Raw genomic sequence first — 13,748 nt, forward strand, 5'->3', positions numbered from 1 at the left:
CCCGAAGGCCTAGAGCAGAGTATGCGTGTGCGAGGAAACCGTTGGCTGTGGACAGTCGCTGCCGTAGTTGCGATTGCCGGCGCTACAGCGGGTGGTGTCTGGACGTTTCAGCAACGTGACGTTTCTGCCGCGCCGCCCGCCGAAGAATGCGCCGTGGTTGAACGACTCGGACACGAATGGCTGGCGATGACATCATCGGTAAACAACGAGTTGTCAACGGGGCCTGGCGGCCGGGATGCTTTGCTCGCGGCAGCACAACGCGAGGCGATCATGGGAAGTAAGATTCGCTCTGAGGCGCAATCCGTCTCAACTATGAGTCTGAAAGACGAGCTGACCAAATGGGCAGAAGCCGCCGAGCTGGGATCTCAAGTGCAACGCGACTCGGCGAACCGAGATCCACGGCTAGCTCCCTCGGCAGCCGAGGGCAGCGCATTTATCGAATCGTCGGTAAAGACTTACGAGGCCACCGCCGCGCTCCGAGAACAGTGCCCCGATATGCCTGCGCAACCCAAGACCGAGCCATAGATGCTGGCGTAACCTTCGTGTACCACACAGGTGTGGTACACCTCGCCGAACGGGCTGTCGTAAGCTGATCGCGCTCGTCGAAAATCCTCAGCTATGCTCGCTGAATTTCGCTACCTGTGAGCTCGTCGAGCTCGTAGACGGGCGCCCCCTGCAGGTTGTAGTACTGGGCGCCAGGCTCGAGATCGGCAGTCGTGGCACGGGTCCCATCTGCGTTGTAGAGCGGCGTGCCGTTCGCGTCGACAAGGTCTCCCATGCCATCGTCGAATCCCGCGGCAGGTTTGGGGCTTTGGCCCGGGAACCAAAGGCCGCCATAACCCTGAGTAAACGACTGCCACGCACCTTGCAGCGACAGCGCGAGCAGATGGATCTGCTGCTGCGTCAACGTGTTGTGCGCTTCGACCGCAGCCGGAGAGGCAACGGCGACCGTTTTGTGCGGAACGAACAACGCCGGGGCCCCCGCAACGATCGCGCCGGCGCTGACGAGGGCGACGCCAGTGGTGACGAGCGGACGAACTGCCATACGCGTGGCCCCTTTTTCTGAGCGTCAGCGGGTTCCGAAGACCCGTGCCGGCACCGGAGTACAACTTAGAAACTCCTGAGAATGCTAAGTCCGGCTATCGCCTCCCGCAACCTTTATCGACGCAGGACGTTATCCACTTTGCTGCCCTCGCGCAGGCAGTTGAACGAGGCCGTTCGGATGAATTTCTCAATTCAAATGAACTGCTCCAGGTCGGCCAATTTCAGCTACGCCCAACACGTCGCTGGCCATCGGCTTCCTGAGCCCAAATGCGCGGGACACTGAGGCGACAGCTCGTGAAGCCATCGCCAGATTGTTTGCTACAGCACACGTGAACCCAACCCCACCGAGGCATGCCCGCACCCCAGGCCAACCACATTGGAACTACACATAATCCAAGTTCACAACGGCGTGGCGCATCGCTGCCTCGCCGCCCTTGTGCGGACGATCCGCCCACAAATCCCCCGGCGCCCGGGCGCGGATCAGCGATTGCGCGCGGCGACGGCCATCACCGGTCCACTCCGCGAGCCTGACCCAACCATTGTTTGCGAAAAATGAAACCGAGAATACTGCTTGCAATCGCAACCATTAAACGGTCCAACAGCACTCGGACAGGTCACGCCGCGTTAACCAAAGGTGAACAACACGTATCCTAAAAGGTTCGACAAAAGACCACGCCAGCAAATTTTGGCTCTGGGAATCCGCTGAGCTCGCCCTCAGTCGCTGTCGGACGAATCGTCGTCGGCGTCCGGTGTATGCGTCGACGTCGTCGCGCCCGTGCCGCGCAGTTTCTTGACGAATGAACGCACACCGTCGACCACAGGCCCGCCCGCCCGTTGCGGACCCGAAGCCCGATCACGCGCAAGCGTTTTCACGGAGAAATCCAGGCTCTTGCGCAACGACGGGCGCGGCGCCTGGACGCGCGCTCGCTCCGGCTGGCGCGGCGCCGCAGCCGCAGAGCCACCGTCGCGCAGGATGTCCGCACCCTCCTCGACCCCGCCGGTGAAGTCATGGACGAAGCGTTCGGTTTCCGTACGCGTCGGCATCAGCCGGGCCGCGGTGTACTGCTCCGGATTGGCCAGCGGGTCGTTGTCGGGGTAACCGTAATCGACGACGGCCCGCAGCGCGGGGGTGGCCGCATCGGCCAGCAGGTTGCCCGGCTCCCCGAACGCCCGCAGCGGCGAGACCAGCGGCAGGTTCTCGGACTCGTAGCCGACGTAGGTGGTGTCGTCGACCTTGCTGATGCGCACCGTGCCGTCAGCCGTCTGCCGTACGACGGTGCCACCTGAATCCAGGGTCTCGTGGCACACGGCATCGCAATCACGGAAATTGCCCTGCGCGTCGATCGGGAAATCCAGGCTGTCCTGATTCAGCCGACGGTCCAGGTACGCCATCAGCGAATTGGCCATCGCCGGCGCGTTCCACAAGTAGGCCGGGACGTTGGAGTTGATGTCGTACTCGTAAACCACGTTGACCACCGGCACGCCCGGGTCCGTCGGCGCTGGGATCGGATTGACACCGATCAGGGCGAAGAACGGCAGCCTCGTTCCGAATCCGCCGTTCGGGCTGGCCACGTTGTTGTCCAGGACATACAGCGTGGGCTCGGTGACCACCGGATCGTGGGTCAGCTTGCCGTAGGTCAGCAGCAGGCTCGCATTGGCCGCGCCCCAGCCCGAGGACAGCACCACATTGTCGTCGGCATCGCTGTTGCCCCGGATGGCCTGATAAATCCCGGACGGGCCGGTAAAGAAGTTCGCGACCACCGGCTCCTGCTGCCCCTGTCGGTACAGCCCGCCGTAGAAATCCGCGACGCCGTCGCCGCCGGGGTTCGTCGAGCTCGCACCGATGATGAGCGCCGACAGTTGCACCGCGGTCACCGGCTGCGTCGCCCCGAGGGCTGCCACCGTCGCCAACGCCGTCCCGCCCAGAAGAGTCGCCGGCAAAGCGCGTCCACCCCAGCGTCGTGTCATGGCGCCGCCTCTCAGCCCAGTTGGAATGAGCAGAAGCTACCCGACGGCAACCGGCAACGTCAGCAAATGCGGGGTTAGCGAGGCATGGCGATACGCATCCCGGCCAGCATCACCTGAGCATCGGCCATATAAGTCCTGTTGTTGGGCGCGGTGCTCTGCGCGAGCGCCACCACGTTCCATACCTTCGATCCGAGCGGCACCATCACCGTCACCGCCGTCACGTATGCCGTGCTGCCGCCGTCGGGGGTCAGGGCCGTGTAGTTCACCAGCAGCGCCGGGAATCCACAGATCTCGCTGGGAACCTGGGTGACGTTCTGCGCGCCGGCAGCCTGGAATCCCTTGACGGTCTCGTTCAGCAGATCCTGGGGCGGCCGGTCGCCATCGGTGGCATCCGCGGTCGACACCGACAGGGCCGGATTCGTCACGCCATCACTGAGCGACACATTGCGCAGGACCAATTTGACTGGCCCCTTTGCCAACTCGGGCACCGGAACCCAGCCCGCCGGCTGCGCGATGCGGACCCTCGGCTCATCCGGTGTCCCGGGCAGTTCGATCCAGGCATCCGAATGCAACTGCTCGCACGACTGGGCTTTGTACGCGGACGCGCCCTCCGAGCCCACCGATGGCTCGAATCCGGCTTTCGCGGCGCCATCCGTCAACTGAGTGCATCCGGTGAGCAGCAGCCCGGCCGCCAACACCACCACACTCACAACGCGCTTCATCGCTCACAGAGACTACGCGAGCGCGCCTTGCGCGCTAATGCGACGCAGGGGTCGCTCCGCCGCGTTTGCCAGCAACGTGTGCGTCGCACTCGACGCGAACTAGCGGCGCCGCGAGCGCAGATAATCGCCGACCACCGCGGCACCCAGGCCATCGAGATCAGGCACCACGACTCGGCCCTGCACCCGGCGGGCCACCTGGTCGATGAAGCGAGCGAGGCCGGGGTCGGAGCCCAGCCGGAAGATCGTCACCTGCGCGCCGAGCCGGGCCACCTCGTCGAAACCACGCACGGTGTGGGCGATGGTGCGCGGGTGTGGCGGGTAGTCGAAAAAGACTTCCGGTGACGGAGTCGCCGAATTGGGCCCAGCCCCGTGCCCGTATCCCTCCAGATGGGCGGTGGGCTCGCCGTCGGTCACCACGAGCACGACCGGCTGGGCATTGGGATGACGACGCAGATGCCGGGTCGCCAATGCCAGCGCGTGGTGCAGATTGGTGCCCTGCTCGTACACGCCTTCCAGGCCGGTCAGCTCGCCGGCGGTCACCGTGCGCGCATACCGGCCAAAGGCGATGATCTGCAACTCATCTGAGCGGAACCGCGTGCTCACCAGATGGTTGAGCGCCAGCGCCGTGCGCTTCATCGGCAGCCAGCGGTTCTCCATCACCATCGAAAACGACGTGTCCACCAGCAACGCGACACACGCCTGGGTGCGGGTTTCGGTCTCGGAAACCTCCACATCCTCGACCGCGAACCGGATCGGCCGCTCGGCAACCCCGGTCCCGGCCTGGCGCAGCACCGCGTTGGTCACCGTGCGGGTGACGTTCCACGGCTCGGTGTCACCGAATTGCCAGGGCCGGGTCGCCCCGGTCAGCTCCCCGGCCGCGCCGGCCCGACGCGTGTCACGCTCGCCGTGACGACCCGAGAGCTGTTGTGCCACATCACGCAGCGCGGTCTGGCCGAGCTGACGCATCGCTTTAGGGGACAGCCGCCATTGACCGTCGGAGCCACGGTCGATGAAACCCTGGTTCACCAGGGCCTTTTCGAGCTCGGACAGGGTGCGGGCGTCGATCGCGGCGTCGTCGCCGAGCTGGCGGGCCAGCGCTTCCAGGTCGACGTCATCCATCGATGCCCCGGAATAGCTCTGCGACAACGCGTCGGCGAGCTGCTCCAGCTCGCCGATGTCGGACAGAGCTTGGGCGCCCTCCCCCATACCCAGCGGATCGCCACCGGAGAACTGCTCCGAACCACTCCAATCCTCACCCGGGCGTGCGGCCTGCAGGTGGTCGTCGAGCCGGTTCAGCGCATTCATCAACGACGGCGAACCGAAAGCCTGCTGCGCCAACGAATCCAACTGGGCACGCTGCTCGGCCGACAGGCTGTTGCGGAACCGCTGCGCTGCGGCGGCCCGCTTGGCCAAGGAGTCCAGCAGCTCGTCGATGTTCTGCGGGCCCTCCGGGAAGAACTCGCCGTGTTTGTCCATGAAGTCCTGAAAATCTTGCTGCGAGTCCTGTCCGTTCGCGTGCTTGTCCAGCAAGTCGTTGAGGTCGTCGAGCATGTCGTTGACCCGCTGCCGGTCCTCGTCGGTGGCGTTCTCCAACGCCTCCTTCATGCCGGCGAAACGCTGATCCAACATCTCCCGGCCCAGCAGATCCTTGATCTGCTCGTACTTCTGCCGCGCCTCGGGGCTGCGCCAGTCGTAGTCGGCCAGTTCCTGAACCGCCTTGGCCGGTGACGGCGAGAGTGCCTCCATCTGCAGTTCGCCGAATCGCGCGTCGTCGTCGAGGGCGCGGGCCAGCTCCTTGCGTTCGGCCAGCACGGCCTCGTCGAGCAGCTTCTTGATCTCCTGCAGCGTGCCGTCGAGATTGTGCCGCTGCAACAACTCCCGGCGCTTGCGGTTGGCCTCGGCAGCCAGCCGGTCGGTGCCGCGCATGCCTTCGGTGCCGCGACGCATCAACTCCGACAGCGCACGGCGCGGTGAGCTGCCCTCCATGACGCTCTGACCGATCTGCTCGAGCGCGTCGCGCAGATCGATCGGCGGTGCCAGCGGGTCGGGGCCTCCGGTGTACCGCGAATACCGCGAGGTGTGCCCGTGTCCCCGACCGGGATCAGCCATAGACCGTCTCGCCCTCCCCGGTCACCTTGTCCACCCGCTTGGCCAGATACAGCGCTTCCAAAGCCAATTCGATCGCCGCGGCACGCTCACCCACCGACACCGCGTCCAACCGGGACGCGAGCGTGTCGACGACGGCGAGATCCGGCAGTGCGGCCAGGACGTCCTTGGCCGACACTCGCTCGCCCGTCGTCACCGGCGAACCTTCCTCGACCGCGGCCACCAGCGGGGCGACGTCGATGCCGCCCAGCAGCCGCTGCGCGGTGTCGGCGGTGGCACGTCGCAGCAGGTGCTCCAGCACCGCCTGCTCCCGACCTTCCTCGCCCGTCTCGAACTCCAATTTGCCGCGCAGCACGTCGATCACGGTGGCCAGGTCAACCACGCGAGCCACCGGGTCATCCTCACCCAGGATCGCCGAGCGGTGCCGTGCCGAGGCCGCCACCGTCTCGGCCGCGGCGATCGCGAACCGGGCCGACACACCCGACCGCTGGTCGATCGAACTCGATTCACGCAGATTGCGGGCGAATCGGGCCAACACACCGAGCAGGTAATCCGGAACCTCGGCGGCCAACTGGGCCTCCTGGCGGATCACCCCCACCTCGTCGTCGATCTCCAGCGGATAGTGCGTGCGGATCTCGGCGCCGAACCGGTCCTTGAGCGGGGTGATGATCCGGCCGCGGTTCGTGTAGTCCTCTGGGTTGGCGCTCGCCACCACCAGTACGTCCAGCGGCAGCCGCAGCGTGTAACCGCGGACCTGAATGTCGCGCTCCTCCATCACGTTGAGCATCGACACCTGGATCCGCTCGGCCAGATCAGGCAGCTCGTTGACAGCCACGATGCCGCGGTGCGCCCGTGGGATCAGCCCGTAGGCGATCGTTTCCGGGTCACCGAGGCTGCGGCCCTCGGCCACCTTGATCGGATCGATGTCGCCGACGAGGTCGGCCACGCTGGTGTCCGGGGTGGCCAGCTTCTCGGTGTACCGCTCACTACGGTGCCGCCACTCGATGGGCAGATCCTCACCGGAATCGGCGGCCCGGCGGATCGACTCCGGGGTGATCGGGCTGTACGGGTGCTCACCCAACTCGGACCCGGCGATCACCGGCGTCCACTCGTCGAGCAGCCCGGTCAACGCACGCAACAGGCGCGTCTTGCCCTGACCGCGCTCACCGAGCAGCACCACGTCGTGCCCGGCGATCAACGCCCGCTCCAGCTGCGGGATCACCGTGTCGTCAAATCCCAGGATGCCCGGCCACACGTCGCGACGGTCCGCGAGCGCGGCCAGCAGGTTCTCCCGGATTTCGGCTTTGACGCCCCGCTCACGATGGCCGGAGGCACGCAGCTCACCGACAGTACGGGGCACATCCTTGGGTTGGCTCACCACTCCAAGCTACGACTGAACCGGCCCGCGCACACCGCCACCCGTCAGAACTAGCACCCGGCACACGCGAGCCACTCCCCCGGCATAGTCGTTGTCCGAGCGTCGCGACCGGTAGTCTGCGCTCCATGCCGTTGGCTAGCGGTCAGGAATTCGCAGGGTTCACCATCGTGAAGTTGGTGGGCACTGGTGGCATGGGCGAGGTATATCTGGCGTCCCACCCGCGGTTGCCCCGTGAGGACGCGCTGAAAGTGCTGCCCATCAGCGTCAGCTCGGACAACGAATTCCGGCAGCGGTTCATCCGCGAGGCCGACATGGCCGCCACCCTCTGGCATCCACACATCGTCGGCGTGCACGACCGCGGCGAGTTCGAGGGCCGGCTGTGGATCTCGATGGACTACGTCGACGGACACGACGCCGCCAAGCTGCTGCACGACCAGTACCCCAAGGGCATGCCGGCCGAAGACGTCATCGAGGTTGTCACCGCCGTCGGCGACGCACTGGACTACGCGCATCAGCGCAAGCTGCTGCACCGTGATGTCAAGCCCGCCAACATCCTGCTCACCAGCAAACAAGGTGCCAAGCGCCGCATCATGCTGACCGACTTCGGCATCGCGCGCCGCGCCGACGAGGTCAACGGACTCACCTCGACCAACATCACCGTGGGTTCGATGTCCTACACCGCGCCCGAGCAGCTGATGGGCCAGCCCCTCGACGGTCGCGCCGACCAGTACTCGCTGGCCGCCACCGCCTACCGGCTGTTCACCGGCACCCCACCGTTTGCCCACAGCAATCCCGCTGTGGTGATCAGCCACCACCTGAACTCACCGCCACCCAAGCTCGCCGACACGAAACCCGAACTGGCCGTGTTCGATTCGGTGATGGCCAAGGCGCTCTCGAAGGACGCCAAGGACCGGTACGACACCTGCCACGACTTCGCCGTCGCACTCGCCGAAGCAGCCACCGGCACCACGCCCGAGGTGCGCACCCCGGCACCGGCCCACGAGCCGGCTCCGCCGACCACTCCGCTGATCATCCCGAACCCGGCGAACGCACCGACCGCGCCTCCGCCGCCGTCGACCCCGCGGCCCGCGGCCCCGGCGGAGCCTCCGGTGTTCACCTCATCCTGGGCCGGCAACGAAATCTCCTCCCGCCAACCCGTTGCGGCGGGCAACCCCACCGGGATGCAGAACCTAGGTGGGCCGGCCGGCCCGGTCGGGCCGCCGCAGACCAACTTCGGGCCGCCCCCGCTGCCGCACAACCCGATCCCGAAGAAGCCGAACAACCGGCGCAACCTGCTGCTGGTGGCCGGCGTGATCGGCGCAGTGGTTCTGCTGGTCGGCGGCATCACGATGGCCGTGACCTCCGGTGGCGACAACGACACCGCGGGCGGCGGCGAGACCACCTCCGCGGTTGCCACGGATACGTCCGCCGCAGACACCTCGACCACGCCCAAGCCGCCAGGGCACGCCTTCACCATCGCCGACTACATCAAGCAGAGCGGCATCGTCGAAACACCGGTCCACCGCGGCGATCCGGGTGCGCCGGTGTTCACCATGCCGACCCCGCCCGGATGGATCGACGCCGGTCCGCGGACCCCCGCCTGGGCGTATTCGGCGATCGTGAACGACCCGGTCAACCCGACCGAGCCGCCATCCGTCGTCTCTCTGATCTCCAAGCTGACCGGTGACGTCGACCCCGACAAGCTGCTCGAGTACGCCCCCAACGAGTTGCAGAACCTGGCCGACTACAAGCCGACCGGCGAAGTCACCCGCGGGAACATCAGCGGGTTCCCCACGGTGCACCTGGCCGGCACCTACGCCAAGGGCAACCAGCGTCGCGCGATCACCCAGACCACCGTCGTGATCCGGGCACCCGGCACCGCCTATGTGCTGCAGATCAACGCCGATGCCACCGAACGCGACAAGACGGCGTTGACCGACATCAACAAGGCGATCGAGGCCCAGGCCACCATCACCATGCCCTGAGTCAGGCAATTTCAGGTACCCAGTACCCTGAGTACCGTGAATTCGCTCGATTGGCGCAGCCGGCCAACCACCGTGCACTTCGGTCCCGCATCCCTGCAGTCCAGGGCACTCGGCTGGACCACCGCGATCTTCGTCCGCCCATTGCTGGGTCTGCTGACCCTGATCGGGCTGGGCATCAACCGCGTCGCTCCCGCGCTGCTGCAGCGCGCGCATCTCGACGTCATCGACCGGCCCCTGCGGGTTATCAAGCCGCTGCCCGGTACCGACGTGACGCCCGTGGCACTGCCCAACTGCCCGGCCGAATGGGTGGTCGCCCCCGAGGCCCGCGACTCCGATGTGGTGATCGTGTACCTGCACGGTTCGGCCTTGGTGACCCTCGGCCTGAACTCGCACCGCCGCTTCGTGTCGAAACTGTCCGCCAGCACCGGGGCGCGCGTGCTCAACGTCGGCTACCGACTGGCCCCACAGGCCGACATCGACGATGCCGTCGCCGACGGACTCGACGGCTACCGACTGGCATTGTCGCTCGGTTTCGAGCCCGGTCGGATTGTGCTGGCCGGCGATTCGGCCGGCGGACTCATGGCAGCCGGTACCGCACTGGCAGCGCGGGACGCCGGATTACCCGTTCCCGCCGGGCAGGTACTGCTGTCACCGTTGACCTCGTCCGACATGGACCTGAAATACCGTGCGCTGCAAGAACACAAAGACGTGATGTTCCCGTTCATGACGGTGAAATTCATCTACGACGTGTTCGCCACCGTCAACGGAACCCGGCCCGCACCGGTGATGCCACCCGAGGCAGACCTGCACGGCCTCGGCCCGTTTCTGCTCCAAGTCGGCACTCACGAGATGCTGCTCAACGACGCCTTCGCACTCGCCGACAAGCTCCACGCCAGTGGTGTTCCGGCGTGGGTTCAGGTGTGGGACAGGGCAATGCACATGTTCCAGCTGAGTTTCGACATCAACCCCGATGCGCGCCACGCGGTCGACGAGATCACCTCGTTCATCGCATACGCGACCGCCGAGATCGAAGACGAGGCGAGCGCGTAGGGGCTTGCCTCGCGCGGCTTGCCTCGCCCCTAACTCTGCGCCGATTCCTACTTCTGGGTTGTAGTTCGCGTGGTTTAGCGACCCCAGGGTAGAAAGCAGTGCGCCGCCGCCGCGAAGGGCTGCGCCGGTTTCTACCTCAGGGTTGTTGATCGCGTGGAGTCACGACCCAGCGGTAGATAACGGCGACGCGCCGTGCCATCCACAGCACACGGTTCATCCCCAGCCTCGGCTGAATCCCGTGTAGGTGCCGTCAATCCGTCGGCCATGCCGCCGACCATCGGTGACCATGGACGCTCCATTCATCGGACCCGAGGCGATCGCGGCAGGAGTCCTCACCCGAGGGCAGCTGCGATGGCGTTACGCCGCGGCGCATCCACGTGTCTATCTACCGAAGGGCTCGGTCCCGACGCTGGCAGACAACACCATGGCCGCATGGCTGTGGACCGGTCGTCGCGGCATCATCGCCGGACGGGCAGCCGCTGCTCTGCACGGCGCGCTGTGGGTCGACGACGACGCCCCGGTGGAACTGATCACCGAGCACGGCCGTCGCCGGCCCGGCGTCATCGTGCGCGAGGAACGCTTCAAGGACGACGAGATCTGTCGCATGGGCGATTTCAGCGTCACCACGCCCCTGCGCACAGCGCTCGACCTGGCCCGCTTTCTTCCCCGTGACGAGGCGGTCGCCCACCTCGACGCATTGGCCATCGCGACGGGTGTCGAAGCCGAACAAGTACTCGAATTGGCGGCTCGCTATCGCGGGCTACGCGGAATCCGAAGTGCCCGAACAGCCCTCGACCTGATGGATGCGGGCGGGCAATCTCCGCGGGAAACCTGGTTGCGGCTACTCCTCATTGACGCGGGGGTCCGACGCCCGCGCACGCAGATCCGGGTGAGCGACGGATTCAACGAGGCCTTCATCGACATGGGCTATGACGACGTCAAGGTAGGCCTGGACTACGAAGGCAAGCACCATGCCACGGATCGACCGCGGTATGTGCATGACATCGGCCGCAGCGAATTCATCGAATGCGAAGGCTGGATCAACATCCGCGTCGTCGCTGAACACTCCAAGGGATTCATCCTGCACCGGGTTCGCGAGGCATTCGCTCGGCGCGGTGCCTCACCGTTTTCCACCGCGGGGTCGTGATCGCAGGGGTGGCGGCAGCCCACACGTAGAAAGCGCCGAAAACCTGGACGCGGCTGCTCACCGCTTTCTACCCCAGGGTCGTCACACCTCGCGATCGACAACCCTCATGTAGAAAACGGCGCAGCAGCACACGGCCCGGCGAAAATTAGTGTGCGAAATGCCTTGCACCCGTGAGGTACAACGTGATGCCCGCAGACTCGGCGGCGGCCGTCACCTCGGCGTCACGCACCGATCCACCCGGGTGAACGATCGCCTTGACGCCGGCATTGGTCAGCGTCTCCAGGCCGTCGGGGAATGGGAAGAACGCGTCGGAGGCGCCCACCGAGCCGGTCACGCGGTCACCCGCGCGCTGCACGGCCAGCCCGGCCGCGTCGACGCGATTCACCTGTCCCATACCGACACCCACGGTGGCGCCATCCTTGGCGATCACGATCGCGTTGGACTTCACCGCGCGGCAGGCCCGCCAGGCGAACACCAGATCGCTGAGCGTCTGCGGGTCAGCCGGGTCGCCGGTGGCCAGGGTCCAGTTCGCCGGATCGTCGCCCTCGGCATCCAGCGCATCGCGCTGCTGCAGCAGCATCCCGCCGCTGATCTGGCGCAACTCGATGCCACCGACCAGGGGCTCGGAGGCCACCAGGATGCGAATGTTCTTCTTGCGGGCCAGGATCTCGACTGCGCCGGCCTCATACGCGGGGGCGATGATGACCTCGGTGAAGATGTCGGCGACAGTCTCGGCCATCTCGACACTGACCTCGGTGTTGGAGGCGATGACGCCGCCGAACGCGCTCAGCGGGTCGCACTCGTGCGCTTTGCGGTGCGCGTCGGCTACCGATTCCGAGGAGATCGCGATGCCACACGGGTTGGCGTGCTTGATGATCGCCACGCAGATCTCTTCGTGGTCGAACGCCGCCCGCCACGCCGCGTCGGCATCGGTGTAGTTGTTGTACGACATCTCCTTGCCGTGCAACTGCTCGGCCTGGGCCAGTCCGGGCCAGGCCGAGTCGTCGCGATACACCGCGGCCTGCTGGTGCGGATTCTCGCCGTAGCGCAACACCGCGCTGCGGTGCCAGGTCCCGCCGAACCACTGCGGCAAAGACGCGGGCACTGAATCGTCCGAGGGAGCCAGGGTCGAACCCATCCAGGACGCCACAGCGACGTCGTACTCGGCGGTGTGCCGGAATGCCAACGACGCCAACTTCTTCCGCTCGTCCAGGGTGAAGCCGCCGGCCCGGACCGCGGCCAGCACACCGTCATAGCCCAGCGGATCCACCACCACGGCCACACTCGGATGGTTCTTGGCGGCCGCACGCACCATCGACGGCCCGCCGATGTCGATCTGCTCGACACACTCGTCCACCGACGCTCCGGACTCCACGGTCTCGGAGAACGGATACAGATTCACCACCACGAGTTCGAACGCCTCGACCTCGAGCTCGGCCAGCGCGGCGACGTGTTCGGCCTTGCGGGTATCGGCCAAGAGACCGGCATGCACCCGCGGGTGCAGGGTCTTGACCCGCCCGTCGAGCACCTCGGGGAACCCCGTCACATCTTCCACCGGGGTAACCGGAACACCTGCGGCAGCAATGGTTTTGGCGGTCGACCCGGTGGAGACGATGGCCACGCCCGCCTCGTGCAGGCCGCGGGCCAGATCGGCCAGGCCGGTCTTGTCGTAGACACTGATCAGCGCGCGCCGGATCGGTTTCTTCTCGCTCACCCTATGGTCGCCTTTCGTCCAGTCCAGGTCACGCCGCGGGTTGCCAGCGCGGCCAGCACATCCACCAGCAGTCGCCGTTCGACCACTTTGATGCGCTCATGCAATGTCTCTTCGGTGTCATCATCGAGCACCTCGACGGCCTGCTGGGCCAGAATCGGCCCGGTATCCATACCGGAGTCCACGAGGTGCACCGTGCAGCCCGTCACCCGCACGCCATACGCCAACGCCTCGGGCACCGCATGCGCCCCGGGGAACGCGGGCAGCAACGCCGGATGGGTGTTGACGACGCGGCCGGGGAAACCGGAAAGGAACTGGCCGCCCAGAATTTTCATGAACCCGGCCGAGACCACCAGGTCCGGCTCGTGTTCGGCGGTGGCTGCGGTGAGCGCGGCATCCCACGCTTCGCGATCGGGATGATCACCCAGCCGCACGGTGTAGGACGGCACGCCCGCGCTTGCCGCGATGTCCAGGGCGGCACAGTTGCGGTCGGTTCCGACCGCAACCACACGTGCCGGATAGTCGTCACCGGCCGCGGCCAGTAGCGAGGCGAGCAACGACCCTGTCCCCGAAGCCAGCACTACCAGCCGTGCCGGGGCGCTCGGGGGCACATGTAACGGTTGCTGCACGCGAGCAG

11 protein-coding genes are annotated in these 13,748 nt (G+C 66.3%); 4 read left to right on the forward strand and 7 right to left on the reverse strand.

The genetic code is table 11. The annotated features are described in order from the left end of the window. The first annotated feature begins 27 nt into the window (after positions 1-27). Positions 28-525 (forward strand): hypothetical protein, encoded by a 498-nt coding sequence (locus tag BKG60_RS31720; RefSeq protein WP_131823381.1) that lies wholly within the window; start codon positions 28-30, stop codon positions 523-525. 91 nt (positions 526-616) lie between these two features. On the opposite strand, the gene BKG60_RS16685 is transcribed toward BKG60_RS31720, so the two are convergent. From BKG60_RS16685 to BKG60_RS16705, 5 genes are all read right to left on the reverse strand, one after another. After that, positions 617-1,045, reverse strand: coding sequence for a hypothetical protein (locus BKG60_RS16685; protein ID WP_075909783.1), 429 nt, complete (start codon positions 1,043-1,045; stop codon positions 617-619). Between the two features lie 713 nt (positions 1,046-1,758). Continuing rightward, on the reverse strand, positions 1,759-3,012 hold the full coding sequence (locus tag BKG60_RS16690; protein WP_083339247.1) for a PE-PPE domain-containing protein: 1,254 nt from the start codon (positions 3,010-3,012) through the stop codon (positions 1,759-1,761). Positions 3,013-3,086: 74 nt separating this feature from the next. Beyond that, entirely contained in the window at positions 3,087-3,734 is a 648-nt protein-coding gene (locus tag BKG60_RS16695) for a hypothetical protein (RefSeq protein WP_070944865.1), read from the reverse strand. A 99-nt stretch (positions 3,735-3,833) separates the two neighbouring features. Beyond that, positions 3,834-5,843 carry a vWA domain-containing protein gene (locus tag BKG60_RS16700; protein WP_070944864.1) on the reverse strand — a complete coding sequence of 670 codons (2,010 nt, stop codon included), beginning with the start codon at positions 5,841-5,843 and terminating at the stop codon, positions 3,834-3,836. Next, entirely contained in the window at positions 5,836-7,218 is a 1,383-nt protein-coding gene (locus BKG60_RS16705; protein WP_070189283.1) for a sigma 54-interacting transcriptional regulator, read from the reverse strand. Before BKG60_RS16705 ends, BKG60_RS16700 begins: the two co-directional genes overlap by 8 nt. A 125-nt stretch (positions 7,219-7,343) precedes the next feature. Here BKG60_RS16705 and BKG60_RS16710 point away from each other — a divergent pair, with 125 nt between their 5' ends. From BKG60_RS16710 to BKG60_RS16720, 3 genes are all read left to right on the forward strand, one after another. Further along, a complete protein-coding gene (locus BKG60_RS16710; protein ID WP_070944863.1) occupies positions 7,344-9,203 on the forward strand; it encodes an LpqN/LpqT family lipoprotein in 1,860 nt (619 codons plus the stop codon). 36 nt (positions 9,204-9,239) lie between these two features. Next, positions 9,240-10,253: an alpha/beta hydrolase gene (locus BKG60_RS16715; protein ID WP_070944862.1), complete on the forward strand. Its 1,014-nt coding sequence runs from the start codon at positions 9,240-9,242 to the stop codon at positions 10,251-10,253. Between the two features lie 286 nt (positions 10,254-10,539). After that, positions 10,540-11,400, forward strand: coding sequence for a hypothetical protein (locus BKG60_RS16720; protein ID WP_070944861.1), 861 nt, complete (start codon positions 10,540-10,542; stop codon positions 11,398-11,400). Between the two features lie 145 nt (positions 11,401-11,545). Here BKG60_RS16720 and purH read toward each other — a convergent pair whose 3' ends face one another. Both purH and purN read right to left on the reverse strand, forming a co-directional pair. After that, positions 11,546-13,114 carry a bifunctional phosphoribosylaminoimidazolecarboxamide formyltransferase/IMP cyclohydrolase gene (purH, locus tag BKG60_RS16725; RefSeq protein WP_070944860.1) on the reverse strand — a complete coding sequence of 523 codons (1,569 nt, stop codon included), beginning with the start codon at positions 13,112-13,114 and terminating at the stop codon, positions 11,546-11,548. Beyond that, entirely contained in the window at positions 13,111-13,740 is a 630-nt protein-coding gene (gene purN, locus BKG60_RS16730) for a phosphoribosylglycinamide formyltransferase (protein WP_070944859.1), read from the reverse strand. The genes purH and purN overlap by 4 nt, the downstream gene beginning before the upstream one ends. Positions 13,741-13,748 lie beyond the last annotated feature (8 nt).

Origin of the sequence: Mycobacterium syngnathidarum, from assembly GCF_001942625.1 — a bacterium.
Taxonomy (GTDB): Bacteria; Actinomycetota; Actinomycetes; order Mycobacteriales; family Mycobacteriaceae; genus Mycobacterium; species Mycobacterium syngnathidarum.